This window comes from Segatella buccae ATCC 33574 (assembly GCF_000184945.1).
GTDB classification, from domain to species: domain Bacteria; phylum Bacteroidota; class Bacteroidia; order Bacteroidales; family Bacteroidaceae; genus Prevotella; species Prevotella buccae.
The window spans coordinates 171,354-190,610 of sequence record NZ_GL586311.1; the positions used below are offsets into that span (position 1 = coordinate 171,354).

Sequence of the window (19,257 nt, forward strand, 5' to 3'; positions counted from 1 at the left end):
AATACGTTAATTATTATAAATTAGAATTCCACTTTCAAACCTAAGACAAACGAACGGCTTAAGGGATATGTCCCCCAATCGATTCCCTGAATGCCACCACTGTTGCCATATTGGTTTACCTCCGGGTCACGCCCACTATAATTGGTGAAGGTGAGGAGATTATTGAATGAGATATAAGGCATCAAGCGCGTGAGATACATCTTCTTGAGAATGCTTCTTGGTATATCATAAGAGAGCGTGATGTCCTTCACCCGCAGATAACTGCCGTCTTCCAAATAGTAGGTAGAGTTTTGCTGGTTGAAGCCTACACGGGGCACATCGGTCTTCTGCCCGGGCACTCTCCAACGCTCCAAGACACGGGTTGTCTGGTTGCGACCGTCAAACATGCCTTCGCTGTCCATACGCGACACATTGTAGATATCATTGCCCACACTGCCCTGCAAGAGGATGCTCAGATTAAAGCCCTTATAAGAGAAGGTGTTGGTCAAACCGAAGATGAAGTCGGGATTGGGGTCACCGATGTAGGTACGGTCACTGGCCGAGACAATGCCATCTTCGTTAACGTCGCGATAAATCATGTCACCGGTCTCCGAATCGACCCCATCGGCAATGTATCCCCAGAAGGAACCCAAGGGATGGCCCACGGCATTGCGGACGACACTCTGGCCGACATTGCTGTTAGTGGAGGCTCCCCAATAGACCGGCACAAGGTCGAGACGGGTCAACTTGTTGCGGTTGAAAGAGATGTTGAAGTCGGTATTCCACTTCAAGTTGCCTACCAGATTCTTGGAACTGACAGCCAATTCGATGCCTTTATTGACGATCTCGCCTCCGTTGTAAGTCAGACTGCGTGCCGCAGCACTACCGGCCGGTAGAGTGATAGACATCAACATGTCGGAGGTTTTCTTGTAGTATATGTCGAAATAGAAGGTCAGACGGTTTCTCAACATGGTCAAATCGAAACCGATGTCGGTCTGACTGGTCGTTTCCCAAGTGAGTTCGGGATTGCTCAAAGACGACTGCGTGCGAGTGGGAACAGCGTGTTCATTGCCCGGCTGCCACCACTGAATGCGCCCGAAACTGTACATGGCGAGATAGCCATAATCTCCCAGCCCGCTCTGGTTACCGGTCTGTCCCCAGCCACCGCGGATCTTCAAGTCGTCAATCCAAGTGATGTGCTTCATGAACTTTTCGTTTGAGACGCGCCAGGCCGCCGAAAAAGACGGGAAATATCCCCAACGATGACCGGGAGCCAGACGTGAACTGCCATCGGCACGGAGGTTGGCCGTCAGCATGTAAGTATCGTTCCAGTTATACTGCAAACGCCCGAAGAAGGAGAGTATCGCCCAGTCCGCGCCCGACGATCCCGTACCATCCCAACTGATTCGGTTGGCAGCATTCAGCGTCCGGATATCATCATTGGCATAATCGGAGCCGTTGATGTAGTTCTGACTCCAATCACTCTTGGTCCAAGAAGAACCCGCCATGGCCCCGAAACCATGCCGCCCGAGTTTCTTTTCCCAGTTGACAACATTATCAAATGTCCACACCGTGCCGGTAGAACGGCTGTCATAGCCTGTTCCGTTTTGGTTGCGCCCTTCCCGGGTGAGTTTGGGATCAAGGAAGTTTGTGGTGATGGAAGACACCCGGTCGAAAGAAACCGTAGACGTCCAAGTGAGTTCGGGCAGAAGCCTTACGATGGCTTTGCCCGATGCCAGCAGTTTGTTGTATTGGTTCTTGTTGTCCTTGGTGCGGGCGATATTCTCCAAGGGGCCGTCTACATTCACGCCGTAGAAATCGGAATAATACTGCCCGGGATGTTCCGGATCCCATATAGGGCCATACGTGGGTGTGCTCAGAATGGCCGGAATCACGCCTCCACGGTCGCTACCTGTGCCGGAGATGATACCCGTGCCCTTATAGGTATAGTCTGAATAGGCAACATTGGCATTGATGGTCAGCCAGTTTGAGATGTCATTCTCTATGGAACCGCGGATGTTGTAACGCTTGAAGTTGGAACTGACAATGACGCCATTTTCACCCGTGAAGCCACCCGAGAGATAGTAGCGCAGCTTGTCGGTGCCATTGGTAACCGACAGCTGGTAATCCTGCACGTTGCCCGTGCGATAGACTTCTTTCTTCCAGTCAGTCTGATCGATGAGGTTGTCTGGCAACTTCAATGAGAGCACGCCCTTCTCATTCATGTCTTTGATGAGATCGAGATACTGCCGCGCGTTCAGCGGATTCTGATTGTCACGCACAGTGTTGAAGGCATAGTGGGCATTGAGACTGATCTTGGCCACGCCGGCCTTACCCTGCTTCGTGCCGATGATGACGACACCGTTGGCGGCCCGGCTACCATAGATGGCGGCACTGGAGGCATCTTTCAGAATCTGGATGTTGTCGATGTCGCCGGCAGCCGGAATATGCCAACATGGCCTTCTTCCGGTCGGAAATCTACAAGCATCTCGGCAACGAGACACAACAGAAATATTGGCTTGCCGTGTCGGCCTTGTGCGACATCCGCAATGCCGTCATGGACCAAGCGTCGTTGTGGAGTTTGGCCGGCCTGCTCAGCCAAGACGGCGACTTGGAACGCTCCAACCGTTATGTGGAGTATTCGTGGAACTGCACCCAACGCTTCAACACCCACTTGCGCAGTTGGCTCGTGTCACCAATACTGGGTGTCATCAGCGACACTTACAAGACCAATCTGCGAACGGCCAACACCCGGCTGCTATGGCTCACGGCCATCGTGAGCCTGCTGTCTGTCATTCTCTTGGGCTCGTTCGTCTACGTGTGGTGCAAAAAGAAACAACTGTCCCGGGCCCGAAACGATTTGCGACTAATCAACGAACAGCTCTCGGAGCTCAACCGGCAGTTGAGCAACAACAACACACAGTTGGCCAAACTGAATGTCAAGCTCAGCGAAACCAACAAAGTCAAGGACGAATATATCGGAAAATTCCTCAGCACTTGTTCGGAATACATTGACAAGATAGACAACTACCGCATCCGCGTGAACAGGAAACTGCGTGCCAACCAGCTTTCAGACCTCATGAAAATGACAAGTTCGGAACAGCTGAAACAGGACGAAATCAAAGAACTGTTCAACAATTTCGATGCCGTATTCCTAAATCTTTTCCCCAACTTCGTTGCCGACTTCAACACGCTGCTCTTGCCCGAGCACCGCATCCAGCCCGACTCCAAAACCCAACTCACCACCGACCTGCGCATCTTTGCCCTCATCAGACTGGGCATTGAGGAGAGTTCGCGCATAGCCGAATTTCTCCGTTATTCGCCCAACTCCATCTACAACTATCGGGCACGCATCAAGAACAAGGCCCTCTGCCCTCGCGAGGAGTTCGAACAGCGCGTTAAGGAAATCGGTATGTAGCCGGTGGGAAGACCACGAAAACGTTCCCGCTTTGGTGCATGGCCGTTGCACGCCCCGTGCATGGCTGCTGCACAAGTGGTGCAAAGGCTCTGCACGGGGCGTGCAACGGCCATGCACCAAAGTGGGGGCAGCCGGTCGGCAGGCCCATCCGGGAGACATGGGGCTACGGGCAAGCCCCAACCGGCCCGACAATGGCTCTCCGGGAGGATGTCACCAAATGTAAAAACGATAGGATTTCTGCAAATCCGGTACAAGCGAAAGGCCAAAAAGAAGAACCTGGGAGGACAGGCCGTTGTGTCAAAACGCCCGGTAAAAAAGTTTACAACACGCTCATTATCAAGTGAATAAATGAAAAAACGCGTGTCATTTCGACTCCACCTATTGCCCAATAGAAAAATAATTGCTACTTTTGCTACCGAACAACCAAATAACAACAGTGATTATGAAAGAGAAGATAACAGCCGTTTTAGGACTTGCGGCACTGATATTGCTCGCCATGACTTGTTTAGACAAGAGTAAGAACCCGCTGGAAAAAGCAGCCAAAGAGTTTAAAGATTCGCGCACACCCACAGCTGCCGACAGTCTCACCTTGCAAAAGACCAACAACCGATTGGCCTTCCGTATGCTGCGCCACCTCTATGTGGGGCAAAAACAAGATACCAAGTTGCTCTTTTCGCCGCTGGGCCTCAGCTACGCACTGGCCATGACCAACTATGGCGCAGAGGGGACCACAAAGCAGGAAATCAACAGTGTGCTGGGCTACAGCAACGCCGAACAGATGCGCGCACTCCACCACGAAATGATCTTGAGCGGTGCTTATAAGGGGACAGGAGGCGAAAAACAGCAGCGTTCTACGCTCGAAGCCGAACAGTCTTTGATAAGCAATGGAACGTTCGACTTCCGTAAAGACTTTGTTGACAATGCCCGGGAATATTATTTCGCCGACCTCAAGAAGAAGGAAAACGCTCCCTCGGCCTTCCCCATCACTATCAGGAGCCGCCTCAATTTCACGGGAATATGGGCCTCGCCCTTTAACCCCCAGGAGACCCAACTGCGCACATTCACAAATGGCGAGGGCGTGAAGCGACAGGTGAAGATGATGCAACAATACTATAACAAGCTGCGTTTTGCTGACTGCAAGGGCTACGGCATGGTGGAAATTCCCTATACGGGCGGTTTCAAAATGTATGTCCTGCTTCCCGGGAAGTCGCTCTCCTTGGGCGACCTTGTGCTCCGGACAGATGCCGAAAGCTGGCGCAAGGATGTGGCCAAGCTGCGCGAGCACAGCGTCAGCCTGCAACTGCCCCGCATAGATGTCTCCACCCGTTACGACTTCAATGACATGCTTGCCTCTCTCGGTATGCCTACCGCCTTCACGCCACAGGCCGATTTCAGCGGCATGACGACCGATGCACATCTCCAAATAGGGCAGGTGCTACAAGAGTCGACGCTCAAGGCTACCGAAAGCAAGACCGAAGCGCAGTCTACAACCACCGTAGGCATGGTATTGGTAGACTTGAAAGACCAGGCCCTCCCCATCGAGTTTTATTGCGACCGCCCTTTCCTCTATATCATCACGGATAAATATGGGGCTATCAACTTCGTGGGCACTTATTGCTGAAAAGTGCCACACGAATACAGATACCTCTTTACAAACACGGAAACTCCTCCCTCTTTTCTATCAAGAAGGGAGGAGTTTCCGTATTTTATTAGCATAGGGCGCAATGCTCTGCAGCAGAAAAAGAAAGGTTCCACACCCCGCCCACCGGCGAAATGTGGAACCAATCACTATCTGTCTATACTGATGATTACAGTTTCACACTGGCACCCACATACCATGTGGCACCATAAACGGGGGCATACATGAAGGCAGCATCGTCGAGATGCTTCTCATCTTGAACGTAGCTGAAGATGTTTTTGCCTCCGGCATAGACGGTGAACAAGCGTCCGAGTTGCTTGGCTACACGGCAATTAAACAGCATGAACGTGTCGGTCTTCTTGATTTTGGAAGTTTCGGGGTGGTCTTCCGAGTTGTAGTCGATATACATTTTACCCTGCAACGAACTGCTCACAGAGAATGTCCATGTGCCCGGAGTGTAATCCAAGGTCAGGTCGCCGGTCATGGCCGGGAAGCGGGAGATGTTCTTGCTGTCCTTGGCATATTTGGTTTCGGCCCAATCGCCGCGCTCATGCTTGAACTTGCCCTGATTGAAAGTCCAGTTGAGACCGGCCACGAAATCCTTGAACAGGTTGGCCTTGGCACCAAGTTCGATACCCTGCACATAGGCATCGTCCTCGTTTCTCCACTGATAGGTGTAGCCCAACTTCTTCACATTGTCGTCGGCGGGCGAGAATTCGATCTTGTTTTTCAGGTCGGTGCGGAAGATGTTGGCACTCAACTGGAAATTCTTGCCATAGTAGTCGGCTGAGAGATTGTAGCTGATGGAGCGCTCACCCTTGAGATCGGACGACTTCCACACGCGCGGTGAACCGCTGCACAGATGGAGATCTTCTGAGAAACCGTAGGGGGCACGGAAACCCGTACCGAAGTTGGCGCGCAGCACGAGGGCCTTGGTCACTTCATATTTCACAGCCAGACGAGGATTGAACGAAGTCTCGTTAAACTTCGTAGCGGGGAAAGAACTGTCGAAAACCTTCTCGCTCGACTGATATTCCTCACCCGAATTGTGGAAGTCGAGACGCACACCGGGCACCACGGAGAGGTTGGGCAGGATGTTCCACTCGTCTTGCAAGAACAGACCAAACTCGTTGGCGTGCTTCTTTCCTTTTGAAGTGTAGGCCGTGCCGAAGTAAGCGCTCGTGCTGTCGTCCACGCAATAGAGCCCCGTCTCGTTAAGTCTGGTGAAATAGGCCTGGGCACCGGCCAACAGCGTATGGTTGCCCAAGGTGGAAGTGAACGTCACCGAGGGAGTGAACGTGCGCTCTTTTGCCAAATAGGGACGCATCATCTCCACATCGGGAGCAGAGTCGTTGTGCGCAGCCTTATAGCTTCCGAGGAAGGTGTCGTTGGTGGCATTGCGCTTGTGATACACGTAGGCAGCCGCGAGATTGAGCTCGGAGTGCGAGCCGATGGGGAGTGTGTAGGCCAAATCGAACGACAGACGGTTGGTCTTGATGTTCTCCGTACCTTCCGAGAAGGGGTTAAGATAGAGATCGTCGGTGAGTGTACCGCCGGCACGCTGCTCGTCGATCACCTTACCGCGCAGCACAAGTTTGTCACCGTCAGTAAACGGATTGAAGAAATAGAGACCGAAGCCCAAGTTGGTGAGTTTGGAGTCCACGCGATCGGAAACGCCGTCTTTGTGCTTCACCTCCTTACGGGTGAGCCCTTCCTTGGTGGCATCAACGGGATCCGTCTCCGTGTGCTGGGCGAAGATGTTCAACCCGATATTGTTCCTGCGCATCGAGGCCGAGGCACTGTAGTTTTTGTAACCGAAGTTGCCAAACTGCACATCGCCTTTCACCATAGGCTCATAGGTGGGCTCCTTGGTGATGATATTGATGGCTCCGGCCACGGCACTGCTCCCGTAAAGAGCCGAACCGGCACCCTTTACCACCTCCAGACGGTCGATGTCGTTGGTACCCATCTGCTGAAGACCATAGACACCGGCCAGTCCCGAATAGATGGGCTCGCCGTCGATGAGCACCTGTGTATGCTCGGCACCCAGTCCCTGCATACGCACTTCGGAGAAGTTGCAGAACTGGCACTGCTGCTCCACGCGGATGCCCGGAACGCCCTCAAGCGCCTCGTAGACATTCTGTGCATTCTTGTTGGCAATGGCTTGCGAGGTGAGCACCTCCGTGCGGATGGGCACATTCTTCACGTAGTGGGGCGTGCGCGTGCCCGTCACCACCACCTGATTGATGGACAGCTCGTCTTCCTCAAGTTGGAAGTAGGCACCCGTACCGGTGTTGCGCTTCATCTCCACCACGAGTTGCTGGTCCTTATATCCCACCACCGAAGCTATAACGGTCTGTTTGCCCAAAGGCAGATCGCCGAGTTTGAAATGGCCGGTGGCATCACACTGCGTCACCAGACGTGTGCCTTTCACCTTGATGATGGCATAGGGCAGATGATCGCCCGTCACTTTACTCTTCACATCGCCAAACAACATGGCATCGGTACCTTGCGCCATCGCGCCGATCACGCAAAGCATACCGAACATAAAAAATAAGATTCTCTTCATTATTTTAACAGTATAAAAATAAAAACGGTGCAAAGGTAGATATTATTTAACAAAAAATCAATACTTAGGTGTAGGTATTTTGCATAAAGATCCAACGGCTTACGGATTTTCAAACTTACAAATCAGAGATTCATCTATAAAGCGAGGAAAGCTGCATAGACTATGCACCTCAATCTATAGGTTCTTTCCCAACTAATACTTTACAACGACTTCAACGCATCACCATATTCATTGGAACTTCTATTTCGCCGAAATCGAGCATGGCGTTGAAGAGTCTCACGGCCTTATACCGACAGCAGTCGGTGGCCGGAATGTCACGTTCCACCACAAGCCCGCTGTCCAACAGTTCGGCCCGCTTGGTGCCCCGGAGCAGGGGCATGGCGGGAGTGAACCACCGATGGCCGTCGGTCAAGGCTATGTTGGTGAACGAAGTGTCGGTGAGCAGACCGTTTTTCACGATAATGATGTCGTCGGCTCCGTCGGCCAATGCAGCCAAGCGGTTGAGTGGCTCGCGCCCGACGCTCTTGAAGGAATAGTCGATGGCATCGTCTTCTACCAGCCGAAGCGTGCGGATGGCACGTGGATGATAGGGCGTGCAAGTCAGTTCTTCCACCCCTCGCTCACCATAGACCACCCGCGCCTTGTGGCGTTCCCGGTGGGTCAGTCCCGCAAGCACGGCCTCAAGGTCGACAGGTGACGAGCCCGGCCAGAAACGGGTGAGCGTGGAATTGAGCCGGGCATTGTGACGAGCGAGGTTGCAGGGCACTCCGCCCTCAATCCTGACAGTCTCTACAAATAGGCACATAAACTTTCTGTCTCACTTCTTCATACTCTTTTTCGCACACGCTTTTGGCGGTGATGCCGCCTCCGGCCTTATAGACGAGCGATGGGCCCTGCCGCTCGACAAACCTGATCATCACGGCACTATCCAGACAACCGTCACCGTAAATGCCCATCACCCCGGTGTAGAAACCCCGCCGATAGTCTTCGGCTTCAGCGATAATATCCATCGTCTTGGGTTTGGGTGCCCCGGTGATGGAGCCGGCGGGCAAGAGTGCATCGAGCAATCGGCCGAGTCGGCACTCATAGCCGGAGGGCAGCCGACCACTGATTTGCGAACTGGTTTGCAGGATGCTGCCCCTATGAGTGTCAAGCCGGTCCAGATAGCGGTAGCGGTCTACCCGCACATCGGTGGCCACCCGGCTGAGGTCGTTGCGGATGAGGTCGACGATGGTGGCGTGCTCGGCAGCCTCCTTGCGGTCGGCCAGCAATGTGTTTTCGGCATCGGGGACAGCCGCATCGATGGTTCCCTTCATCGGAAACGACAGAATGCGCCCCTCGCTAATCCGGACAAATGTCTCGGGAGAGAAACACACAAACCGGTCGTTCATCCACAGACGGTATTTGGCCTGTGAGGCATGGAAGATGTCTTTCAGACTCCAATTCGTCTGCACGGGCACAGCGCAAGTAAGATTGGCCAGATAGCTGTTGCCCGCCATGATATGGTGCTTCACCGTCTCAAAACTCCTGCGATAGCACTCAAATGAGGGCATCTGTATGCGCCAGTCCAACCGGCCCGGCAACGGACGTTCACGCTGCCCGACATTCCCCACCCCGTTGAAGTCGAACAGGATGTCAGAAGCCGAAACATCGGCCAAAGGTTCGACAATGGCCTCTTCTCCGAGGTAGTCGATGACAAAGAGAAAAGGCTCGCCGCTGCTTGCCAACAGGTCGATGCGCTCAATAATTTTTCGATTCATGAATGTATTGAAAATCGCGCAAAGATACACAAAACAAAGCGGTCGGTCTGGCAGTGAGCGTTTAAAAGATGTTAAACAAGTGGCATCAAGCCCCTTTTTGTGTAAAGTGTTTTCGCCTCACATTTGCATTTTCGGCCTTTGTGTTATATCTTTGCATTAGCAAGGGAAGCGCGGAAGCGTTTCCCTTTTTTTGATTGCCAATCCACCAACGGCCCCCCAACCCCCTAAAGGGGGCTTTTCCTTCCTGAAATGTGGGGGTATTCGGCCCAAATGGGTTTGTAAAAGGGCCTCTTTGAGGTTCTCGTTCGGGCCGGATGACCGTTCAAGTATGGCCGTTTCACATTGTCGTTCGGGCCGGATGAGAAAATTGGCAGGCCGGATGAGCCTAATAAGACGGATGGCACGGGCAGGAAAGACGGGCGGGGAAAAATTGCGTGTAAGGCTTTTTCGCAATCTCAGTAAGTTTCGCACTATATATGACATTGCCTCCCCTCTTGTTCAGCCCATTACCCCACTCTAAGCGGAAGACTTTACCCTCCACTCACAGCAGGAATGAATGCAGAGCGTGGGATGCTTGTTCAGCCCCCCACCCCCCTAACTTAGGGGGCTTTGTCCCGCCAGGCCCTCCCCTCCTTCGGAGGGGTCGGGGGAGGCTCTTTTCACTTTTTCTTCTTCCACAGTGCGGTCATATCCTCCAGCGTCTTGCCTTTGGTCTCGGGTACCAAGCGCCAGACAAACAGGGCTGCGAGCACACAGACAAGGCCGTAGAGCCCATAGGTGAACCAGTGGCCGAAGTCGTCGCCGGGCGTGAGGTGCATATTGAACATGGGCACGAAGCTCGAACTGACGATGAAATTGAATATCCACTGGAAAGCCACGGCGACAGCCACAGCGGCACCACGGATGGTGTTGGGGAATATCTCGGCTATGAGCACCCAACAGATGGGGCCCCAAGAGAACATGAAGCTCGCACTGTAGACCATGATGGAAGCGGCTGTGACCATCTCAAGGCCCGGAGTGCCGAACGTGACGGCCACGCCGAAGGCGCCGAGGGCCATGCCCACGGAACCGCAGATGAGGAGGGGCTTGCGTCCGAGCCGCTCGACGGTGAACACGGCCACAAGGGTGAAGAGTATGTTAATAACACCCATGAAGACGGTGAATACCATCTCGTTGTCCATGCCCATATCCTTGAAGATGCGCGGAGCGTAGTAGAGCACGGCATTGATGCCCACAGCCTGCTGGAACACGCTGAGCATGATGCCCACGAAGATGCAGAGGAATCCGTAGGAGAAGAGCCGTTCAGTCCTCACGGTGATGGTGTCCTTGATGTCCTGCAATATCTCCCGGGCCTTTTGTGTGCCGTTGATGCGGGAGAGAATGCCAAGAGCGCGGTCGTCGCGGCCCGTCATCACAAGATAGCGGGGAGTCTCGGGCACAAAGCAGATGAGCACTGTGAAGAGTCCGGCGGGCACACACTCGGACCCGAACATGTAGCGCCAGCCGGTGGTGACGGTCCATTGGGCATCGGCCATGTTGGCTATCGCTCCGGCTGCATCATAGATGGGATTGGCATGGGAGCCGAGAATGATGAAATTGACGAAATAAACCACGAGTTGGCCGAAGATGATGGCAAACTGGTTCCAGCTCACAAGCATGCCGCGGATGTTGCTCGGGGCCACCTCACCGATGTACATGGGGCAGATGGCGGAGGCCATGCCCACGCCTATGCCGCCCAACACACGATAGAGATTGAACACGACGAGCAGATCCCAAGAGGGACGGCCGGCGGGCAACAGCCAACTCTCGGGAAACATAGAGCCCCAAGCCGAAATGAAAAAACACACGCCGGCGAAAACCAACGAGCGTTTGCGGCCCAGCCTACCGGCAAAAACTCCGGAGAGCGAACTGCCAATGATACAGCCGATGAGGGCACTGGAGGAGGTGAAACCGTGGATAAAATCGGTGTACTCGAAGTCGGAAGCACCCTTGAAAAAGGCCTGCAAACCTTTTTCGGCACCCGAGATGACAGCTGTGTCGTAACCGAACAATAGGCCGCCGAGCACGGCAACCATCACAATGGAGATAAGATAGGCTCGCGAGCCCGTTTGGTTCTGGTTCATGTCAGTAGTTTTTTAGCGAAAGTCCAATGAGGTTTTTCTATTCGTATTTCTGTTAGTTTCGTCATTTAAGTGTCACATCCCCCTCCCATCGTACCCGGGAAAGTTCTGTCTCCTTATTAAATAATACGTTTCGGATGGCGGTTTCCCCTATTTTTTTAGTAAATTTGCACCGCATACCTTGCTGCTTTTCGGGTCCAGCGCATATCGGCACAGTCCGGCGGCAGCCAAACCACACTTTCGACAGATGAACGTATCGGAACTACTACATAAGAGCAAAGGCGAGAGACACTTCTCCTTTGAGGTGCTGCCACCGCTCAAAGGCAACGGGACGGAAGCACTGTTCAACACCATCGACAAGCTGAAAGACTTCGGACCGCAATACATCAACATCACCACCCACCACAGCGAGTTTGTCTATCAGGAGATGGACAACGGGCTGCTGAAACGCCTGTCCATACGCCGGCGTCCGGGCACGGTGGCCATTGCGGCTGCCTTGCAGAACCGTTACCGCATTCCGGTGATTCCGCACGTGATTTGCAGCGGCGTGTCGGCCGAAGACATTGAATATGAACTGCTCGACTTGCAGTTTCTCGGTATCTCAAACCTGCTCTTGCTGCGCGGAGACAAGGCCAAGGAAGACCGCAGTTTCGTGCCCGCCAAAGGTGGCCATACACACACTACCGACCTTATCAGGCAGGTGGTGAGATTTAACGAGGGCTTCTTCAACGACGGCACGCCTATCAAACATCCGGGCCGCCACTTCGATTTCGGCGTAGCCTGCTATCCCGAAAAACACGAAGAGGCCCCCAACTTGGAACAGGACATGCTGCACTTGAAGGAAAAACAGGAACTGGGTGCGCAGTATGCCGTGACGCAGTTGTTCTATGACAACGAGAAATTTTTCCGCTTCGTCGATCAAGCCCGCGCCATGGGCATCACCCTCCCCATCATTCCGGGTATCAAGCCGCTGGCCAAACTCTCACAACTCACGATGGTGCCCAAGACCTTCCATTGCGACATACCGCAGGAGTTGGCCGCCGAGGCTTTGAAGTGTAAGACGGACGAGGATGCCAAGGCACTGGGCGTGGAGTGGACTGTGGCACAGGTGAAAGACTTGCAGAGCCGCGGGGTGAACAATGTACACTTCTACACGGTGTCGGCAGTGGACTCGGTGAAGGAGGCGGTGAAAAAGTTATTCTGACCATCAACGAAAGAGAAAAACATGACATTTGAAGAAGTGATAGGACAAACCGATGCCGAACAGCGGCTGCTGCAACTCGAGCGGGAGCAGCGCATCCCCCACGCCATGCTCTTCTGCGGTCCGGAGGGGTGCGGCAAGATGGCGGTGGCACTGGCTTTCGCCTCGCATCTGCTGGGTGACAGTCCCATGCTGCGCAAATGGGAACATCCCGACCTTCACTTCTCCTACCCCACGGTGAAGCTGCCTTCAATGGCCGGTGACCGCCAACCCGTGAGCGACGACTTTGCCAAAGAGTGGCACCAAATGTTGCTCGAAGGCCCCTATTTCACCATGAACCGGTGGATGCAGGCTATGGGGGCGGCCAACCAACAGGCCATTATCACAGCGGCCGAGAGCGACGAGATAGCGCGCAAGCTGAGTCTCAAGTCGAATCAGGGGGGCTACAAGATCTGCATCATCTGGCTGCCCGAGCGCATGAATCCGGCTTCAGCCAACAAACTGCTCAAACTGTTGGAAGAACCGCCGCAACAGACGGTGTTTATCCTCGTGAGCGAGGCACCGGAACAGTTGCTTGAAACCATACGCAGCCGCACACAACGCATAGAGCTCAGGAAGATAGACACACCGTCGCTGGAGCAGGCGCTCGTGGAGCGGCGGGGCATCGACGGCGAGGTGGCACACCGGTTGGCACGCACAGCCAACGGCAACTGGAACAAGGCACTCGAAGAGCTCGATGCAGGCAACGAGAACGTGCAGTTTCTCGATATGTTCATCATGCTCATGCGGTTGGCTTACACCCGCAACATCCACGACCTCAAGAAGTGGAGCGAGGTGGTGGCGACATTCGGACGGGAGAAACAGAAACGTATGTTGGTCTATTTCATGCGCATGGTGAGGGAGAACTTCATGTTCAACTTCCGGCAACCGGAACTCAACTACATGACAAAGGCCGAGGAAAACTTCTCGACGAAATTCGCCCGGTTCATCAACGAGGCCAATGTCATTGACATTGCCGGACTGATGGACAGGGCTGTGCGCGACATCAGCCAAAACGCCAATGCAAAGATCGTGTTCTTCGACATGGCCTTGAAGATGATTGTGCTGCTGATAAGAAAATGAGCCTTCTTCCCGCTTTCAGAAAGAAGAAAACGGGAGTGTGGGCAAACGGAAGAAGATTTCAAGACAATATATATATTAACGAACACTAAATAAAAAGGAGCCCCCACAGTGCCCGCAAGGCGCATTCCCCCTTTTGGAGGGACGGGGAAATACGGCTATGGACTTTAAAGATATGGAATTTACCATGTACCGCGGTTGCGACAGAGGACTCAGTTGCAAGGGCTGCGGACGGCAAAATAAACAACTGAACACTTACGACTGGCTGGCTGATGTGCCCGGCAATGCCGAGAGCACCGACCTCGTGGAAGTGCAGTTCAAGAACACGCGGAAGGGATACTACCACAACGTGAACAATCTCGACCTGCAAAAAGGCGACACAGTAGCCGTGGAAGCCAGTCCGGGACATGACATCGGGGTGGTAACGCTCACCGGCCGACTCGTCACATTGCAGGTGAAGAAGGCCAACTTGAAGTCGGCCGACGACATCAAGCGTGTCTACCGCATAGCCAAACCGGTGGACATGGACAAATACAACGAGGCCAAAAGTCGCGAGCACGACACCATGATACAGAGCCGGCAGATAGCCAAAGACCTCGGACTGCAAATGAAAATAGGCGATGTGGAGTATCAGGGCGACGGCAACAAAGCCATCTTCTACTACATCGCCGACGAGCGTGTCGACTTCCGGCAGCTCATCAAGGTGCTGGCCGAGACTTTCCACGTGCGCATCGAGATGAAACAAATCGGAGCACGGCAGGAAGCCGGACGCATCGGCGGAACGGGGCCGTGTGGCAGGGAACTGTGTTGCGCCACATGGATGAAAAACTTCGTGAGCGTAAGTACCAATGCCGCACGCATTCAGGACATCTCTCTCAACCCTCAGAAATTGGCGGGTATGTGCGCCAAATTGAAGTGCTGTCTCAACTATGAGGTGGATGAATATATTGAGGCCGGCAAGAAGCTGCCAAGCAAAGAGGTGATGTTGCAGACCAAGGACAGCGATTACTATCACTTCAAGTCGGACATTCTCGCAGGCACTGTCACCTACTCCACCGACAAGAATCTTGCGGCCAATCTAGAAACCATATCGGCCGAGCGAGCGCGTGAGATTATTGAAATGAACCGAAAGGGGGAGAAACCGCTGGTGCTCAATGAAGACGACAGGAGCAAACCGGCCAGCAAACCGGTCGACTTGTTGGCCGATGCTGACTTAAGCCGATTCGACAAGGCGAAGAAACGCAAGAACAAAAAGGGGAATGGATACGGCCAGCACACCGACAACCGTAACGGAAATCGACAGGGAGAAAAGCCGACAGACGGTCGCAGCAACGGTGAACAACGTCCAAACGGACGATTCAACGACCGCCAACGCTCCAACCACCACAACGGCAATCGCTCCGGAAACGGATTCACACAGCAACGGGCAGTGGGAGAGCGGCCCAAGAATGGAGACAACCGACCGCAAGCAAACAACAGACAACCGAGGCATGACAAAGCCGGACAACCCAAACCGGGGACTCCGATGGCTGCAGCGGTGCAGAAGACCGGTAACGATGCGCCTCGAAAACCGGAACAGACGCAGCCCAATGAACGGCAAGGAGAATGAAGAAGGCAGTCTTCACCTTATTATATATACTGGCACTCGCTGTGTCGTGCAATGACAAGCGGGTGTATGACCAATTCCAACATGCTCCGGTGGCTGGGTGGGAAAAGAATGACACGCTCTTTTTCGACATCCCGAAAGTGGCCGAGAGCGGACACTACAGTGCCGACCTGGGCCTGCGTATCAATGCCACCTACCCGTTTATGGGACTCACACTCATCGTGGAACAGTTCTCCTATCCCGACAGAAAAAGACGGGTGGACACGGTGAACTGCAAGCTCATGGATAGCAACGGCAAAATGAAGGGCTATGGTATCGGAAGCTTTCAATACACTTTCCACATCACCGACCTCGACTTACAGCAAGGAGACTCGCTGCACATCGGCGTGAGACACGACATGAAGCGCGAAATACTGCCGGGTATCAGTGACATAGGAATCATCTTGAAAAAAGAATAAGAAAAAGCCTCATCCCTGTGTTTGACTTTCTTTCACACAGAGATGAGGCTTTTTCGTTTAGTTTCTCACTAAGTTTCTCCCGGCATCTATACGCAGGAAAATAAACAGCAAAATGGTAAATCCCCATAAGGAACTGCCACCGTAACTGAAGAAAGGCAACGGTATGCCAATCACGGGAGTGAGACCGAGTACCATGCCGACATTGATGAACACATGGAACAGGAAAATGCTCAACACGCAATAGCCGTAGACACGACCAAACTTAAAGGGCTGCCGCTCGGCCAAATGGATGAGCCGGAGTATCAGCAGGAGGAACAGCAACAGCACACCGGCCGAGCCGACAAAGCCTTCCTCCTCGCCCACGGTGCAGAATATGAAGTCGGTATCTTGCTCCGGCACAAACTTGAGCTTGGTCTGCGTGCCGTTCAGGAAACCTTTTCCCTGCAAACCGCCCGACCCGATAGCAATTTCACTCTGGTGGACATTGTAGCCCGCCCCGGCAAGGTCTTCATCCAATCCCAACAACACATTGATGCGCACCCGCTGATGGGGTTCCATGACATCATTGAGCACAAAGTCTGCCAAGTTGAAAAATGCAATGGAACCCACTGCAAAAAGGACTATATACAAATAGGTGCGAAGCCGGGTGCTCAACCATCCATAGATGAGATAACCTATCAGCAAGGCACTTACGGCAAGCTGCACCCACACGACATCGAACGGAATGACAAACTTGGAGAAGAACAGTGCCAAAGCCGTGGCCCCCACTGTGTAAAGCAGGATTATCCAAGTCTGCCGCCTGTCTTTGCAATAGGTGTACACCATGCCGGCAGTAAAGACATGCACAAGCAGCAGCACGACAAACTTACCCAACGAGGTGGGCATACCCCAAAGAAAGACCTCCTCATATTTGATGCCTACAACAAAGTAGATGACCATGGCCACCGCCGTGAAAAGCACGCTCCCCGGCATACCTTCCCGATAGAACATGAGAAAGAAAGCGGAATAGACCAAGGCTGATCCCGTTTCGCGCTGACCTATGATAAAGAGCATGGGCAACACCACCACAGCGCAGGCTGCAGCAAAGTGTTTCCACTGATGAATGGAAAAACCGTAGGTACTCATGAGTTTGGAAACAGCCAATGCCGTAGCAAATTTTGCGAACTCGGCCGGTTGCAGGCGCAAAGGCCCTAAGACAAGCCATGAGCGGGAGCCCTTGATTTGATGGGGATTGAATATTGTGGCAAACAGTAACAGAAGCAAAGCCGCATAGATGACGTATGAGAAAGTATCGTAGAAACGGTCGTCGAGCATGAGAATAACAAAGCCCAACACGATGGATGTGCCTATCCAGACTATCTGCATACCCGACCGTGAACCAAGACTGAATATATCCGTGTCACCGTAATTGTAGCTCGCTCCGCAGACACTGATCCAACCGAAGACGAGCAAGGCAAGGTAAATACCTATCGTCCACCAGTCGAGTGAGCGAAGCACGCTGTTCTGTCGTCTACCTGTTTCTTGAGCCATAAGCTATATGTCTGCTCTGGAAGACTGCCGCTTCTTTCTCAGATGAAGCCGAGAGCTTTCCATGTAAATACTGTTCTATCATCAAACCTCCTATCGGAACGCCGAAATCGGCACCGAAACCACCGTTCTCCACATACACGGCAATGGCAATCTTTGGTTTATCCATCGGTGCAAAACCCATGAAGACAGAGTGGTCTTGGCCACGGTTCTGTGCCGTACCTGTCTTTCCACAGATGACGATGTCGCTCCTGCCGAGGTGCTTACACGTACCGCCCAACACGGAAGCACGCATACCGGCCACCACATAATTGTAGGATCGGCGTGATGCTTTCGTGTAGTGACGGCGCGTGAAAGTGGTGTCGAGCGGCTCACCCTGCACTTTCCTCACCACATGGGGCACATAATAATAGCCTCGGTTGGCTATCGTCGCCCCCAAATTGGCTATTTGTAACGGCGTGAGGTTGACCTCTCCCTGTCCAATGGAGATGCTGATAACGGTGAGACCGTTCCAAGAACCCTTGTAGGCTTTGTCGTAAAACTCGGCATTCGGGATAAGCCCGCGCTTCTCTCCAGGCAAATCAATGCCCAGTTTATAGCCAAACCCCATGCTTTTCATGTAGTCGCGCCAAGTATTCATGGCCACTTGCACCGACGGATATTTCCTGCGGTTGGACATCATGTAGTAGAGTCCCCAACAGAAAAAGCCATTGCACGAAGTGCTGATTGCCGGCACCACACTCAAGGGCGAGGCGTGACCGTGGCATCCGACATGCAGCCCCCGATAGGAGAAACCATGATGGCAAGGAAACTGGGTGCCCGGTGTGATGATGCCTTCCGTCATATAGGTGAGGGCCTGAGAGGTTTTGAAAGTAGAACCGGGAGGATATTGCCCCATGATACTCCGGTTGAGCAGGGGTTTCCACACGTTGCGCGACAATGCCAAATGGTTCTTTCCCCGTTGCCTTCCCACCATCATACGAGGATCGTAGGTGGGCGAAGACACCATGCAAAGCACCTCACCCGTAGACGGCTCAATGGCCACGATGCTTCCTATTTTGCCTTGCATCAGACGTTCGCCCAAAGCCTGTAGATTCACATCGATGCTCAATGTGAGGTCTTTGCCAGGAACAGGACGGCGGTCAAACTTGCCCTCCTGATAGCTCCCTTGGATGCGCCCGTGAGCATCTCGAAGCAGAATCTGTACGCCTTTCTCTCCCCGAAGCTGTTTCTCATAAGACCGCTCCACACCGAGTTTACCGATATAATCGCCGGGCTGATAGTAATCGTCGTCTTCGATATCGCTTGTAGATACTTCCGCCACATCCCCCAACACGTGAGCAGCGTATGGATACTGATACTGCCGGATGCTCCGGCGCTGGATATAGAAACCGGGAAAACGGAAAATCTTCTCTTGAAAAACGCTGAACTCCTTGTCCGACAACTGGCTCATAAAAAGCTGTTGCGTGAAGCGCGAATAGCCGGGATTCTTGTTATAGTCCTTGATGTCGTTCATCCGCCGGATGAAAAACTCCTTGGTGATACCGAGCGTATTGCAAAACTCCGTGGTGTCAAGCCGCCCCTTTTCCTCATTCATCACCACCATGATATCGTAAGCCGGCTGGTTATACACCATGAGTTTACCCGTCCGGTCACTGATGATGCCCCGGGAAGGATACTCCACTTTCTTCAAAAAAGCGTTACTGTCGGCATTCTTCTTATAATCATCGCTCATCACCTGCAACGTGAACAGACGGATGATATAGATGACAACAATCGCTGTTGCCACCCCTCCAATCACATAACGACGATTATCCAGATTGAAATCCTTCATTTACCGACCTGATGAATGGCGGTTGTC

13 protein-coding genes are annotated in these 19,257 nt (G+C 53.1%); 6 read left to right on the forward strand and 7 right to left on the reverse strand.

The window, feature by feature from the left end:
• Positions 1-20: 20 nt before the first annotated feature.
• On the reverse strand, positions 21-2,483 hold the full coding sequence (locus HMPREF6485_RS00690; RefSeq protein ID WP_004344042.1) for a SusC/RagA family TonB-linked outer membrane protein: 2,463 nt from the start codon (positions 2,481-2,483) through the stop codon (positions 21-23).
• On the opposite strand from HMPREF6485_RS00690, the gene HMPREF6485_RS00695 reads away from it, so the two are divergent.
• Together HMPREF6485_RS00695 and HMPREF6485_RS00705 are read left to right on the forward strand one after the other, a co-directional pair.
• Positions 2,435-3,397, forward strand: a complete 963-nt coding sequence (locus HMPREF6485_RS00695) for a DUF6377 domain-containing protein (RefSeq protein ID WP_004344043.1) — start codon at positions 2,435-2,437, stop codon at positions 3,395-3,397. The two genes, HMPREF6485_RS00690 and HMPREF6485_RS00695, sit on opposite strands and share 49 nt — an antisense overlap.
• Before the next feature lie 442 nt (positions 3,398-3,839).
• Entirely contained in the window at positions 3,840-5,018 is a 1,179-nt protein-coding gene (locus HMPREF6485_RS00705) for a serpin family protein (protein WP_004344045.1), read from the forward strand.
• Between the two features lie 187 nt (positions 5,019-5,205).
• On the opposite strand, the gene HMPREF6485_RS00710 is transcribed toward HMPREF6485_RS00705, so the two are convergent.
• The 4 genes from HMPREF6485_RS00710 to xylE all read right to left on the reverse strand — a co-directional run bounded on the left by HMPREF6485_RS00710 (position 5,206) and on the right by xylE (position 11,488).
• Positions 5,206-7,605, reverse strand: coding sequence for a TonB-dependent receptor (locus tag HMPREF6485_RS00710; RefSeq protein WP_004344046.1), 2,400 nt, complete (start codon positions 7,603-7,605; stop codon positions 5,206-5,208).
• 211 nt (positions 7,606-7,816) lie between these two features.
• Positions 7,817-8,410: an aminotransferase class IV family protein gene (locus HMPREF6485_RS00715; RefSeq protein WP_004344047.1), complete on the reverse strand. Its 594-nt coding sequence runs from the start codon at positions 8,408-8,410 to the stop codon at positions 7,817-7,819.
• On the reverse strand, positions 8,379-9,365 hold the full coding sequence (locus HMPREF6485_RS00720; RefSeq protein WP_004344048.1) for an aminodeoxychorismate synthase component I: 987 nt from the start codon (positions 9,363-9,365) through the stop codon (positions 8,379-8,381). Before HMPREF6485_RS00720 ends, HMPREF6485_RS00715 begins: the two co-directional genes overlap by 32 nt.
• Before the next feature lie 659 nt (positions 9,366-10,024).
• Positions 10,025-11,488 carry a D-xylose transporter XylE gene (gene xylE / locus HMPREF6485_RS00725; RefSeq protein ID WP_004344049.1) on the reverse strand — a complete coding sequence of 488 codons (1,464 nt, stop codon included), beginning with the start codon at positions 11,486-11,488 and terminating at the stop codon, positions 10,025-10,027.
• A gap of 244 nt (positions 11,489-11,732) precedes the next feature.
• On the opposite strand from xylE, the gene HMPREF6485_RS00730 reads away from it, so the two are divergent.
• The 4 genes from HMPREF6485_RS00730 to HMPREF6485_RS00745 all read left to right on the forward strand — a co-directional run bounded on the left by HMPREF6485_RS00730 (position 11,733) and on the right by HMPREF6485_RS00745 (position 15,869).
• Positions 11,733-12,689 carry a methylenetetrahydrofolate reductase gene (locus HMPREF6485_RS00730; protein ID WP_004344050.1) on the forward strand — a complete coding sequence of 319 codons (957 nt, stop codon included), beginning with the start codon at positions 11,733-11,735 and terminating at the stop codon, positions 12,687-12,689.
• Between the two features lie 21 nt (positions 12,690-12,710).
• Complete coding sequence (locus HMPREF6485_RS00735) at positions 12,711-13,808, forward strand: DNA polymerase III subunit (protein ID WP_004344051.1); 1,098 nt, start codon at positions 12,711-12,713, stop codon at positions 13,806-13,808.
• A gap of 157 nt (positions 13,809-13,965) precedes the next feature.
• Positions 13,966-15,414: a PSP1 domain-containing protein gene (locus HMPREF6485_RS00740; protein WP_004344052.1), complete on the forward strand. Its 1,449-nt coding sequence runs from the start codon at positions 13,966-13,968 to the stop codon at positions 15,412-15,414.
• Entirely contained in the window at positions 15,411-15,869 is a 459-nt protein-coding gene (locus HMPREF6485_RS00745) for a gliding motility lipoprotein GldH (RefSeq protein WP_004344053.1), read from the forward strand. The genes HMPREF6485_RS00740 and HMPREF6485_RS00745 overlap by 4 nt, the downstream gene beginning before the upstream one ends.
• A 57-nt stretch (positions 15,870-15,926) precedes the next feature.
• Here the strand turns inward: HMPREF6485_RS00745 and rodA are convergent, their stop codons facing one another.
• Positions 15,927-17,399: a rod shape-determining protein RodA gene (gene rodA, locus HMPREF6485_RS00750; protein WP_004344054.1), complete on the reverse strand. Its 1,473-nt coding sequence runs from the start codon at positions 17,397-17,399 to the stop codon at positions 15,927-15,929.
• Positions 17,380-19,230, reverse strand: coding sequence for a penicillin-binding protein 2 (gene mrdA, locus HMPREF6485_RS00755; protein ID WP_004341693.1), 1,851 nt, complete (start codon positions 19,228-19,230; stop codon positions 17,380-17,382). The genes rodA and mrdA overlap by 20 nt, the downstream gene beginning before the upstream one ends.
• Positions 19,231-19,257 lie beyond the last annotated feature (27 nt).

Excerpts from the sequence above, each read along its gene's own strand:
- HMPREF6485_RS00695 (WP_004344043.1), top strand. The coding sequence starts at position 2,435 with ATGGCCTTCTTCCGGTCGGAAATCTACAAGCATCTCGGCAACGAGACA.
- HMPREF6485_RS00705 (WP_004344045.1), top strand. The coding sequence starts at position 3,840 with ATGAAAGAGAAGATAACAGCCGTTTTAGGACTTGCGGCACTGATATTG.
- HMPREF6485_RS00710 (WP_004344046.1), bottom strand. The coding sequence starts at position 7,605 with ATGAAGAGAATCTTATTTTTTATGTTCGGTATGCTTTGCGTGATCGGC.
- HMPREF6485_RS00715 (WP_004344047.1), bottom strand. The coding sequence starts at position 8,410 with ATGTGCCTATTTGTAGAGACTGTCAGGATTGAGGGCGGAGTGCCCTGC.
- HMPREF6485_RS00720 (WP_004344048.1), bottom strand. The coding sequence starts at position 9,365 with ATGAATCGAAAAATTATTGAGCGCATCGACCTGTTGGCAAGCAGCGGC.
- xylE (WP_004344049.1), bottom strand. The coding sequence starts at position 11,488 with ATGAACCAGAACCAAACGGGCTCGCGAGCCTATCTTATCTCCATTGTG.
- HMPREF6485_RS00730 (WP_004344050.1), top strand. The coding sequence starts at position 11,733 with ATGAACGTATCGGAACTACTACATAAGAGCAAAGGCGAGAGACACTTC.
- HMPREF6485_RS00735 (WP_004344051.1), top strand. The coding sequence starts at position 12,711 with ATGACATTTGAAGAAGTGATAGGACAAACCGATGCCGAACAGCGGCTG.
- HMPREF6485_RS00740 (WP_004344052.1), top strand. The coding sequence starts at position 13,966 with ATGGACTTTAAAGATATGGAATTTACCATGTACCGCGGTTGCGACAGA.
- HMPREF6485_RS00745 (WP_004344053.1), top strand. The coding sequence starts at position 15,411 with ATGAAGAAGGCAGTCTTCACCTTATTATATATACTGGCACTCGCTGTG.
- rodA (WP_004344054.1), bottom strand. The coding sequence starts at position 17,399 with ATGGCTCAAGAAACAGGTAGACGACAGAACAGCGTGCTTCGCTCACTC.
- mrdA (WP_004341693.1), bottom strand. The coding sequence starts at position 19,230 with ATGAAGGATTTCAATCTGGATAATCGTCGTTATGTGATTGGAGGGGTG.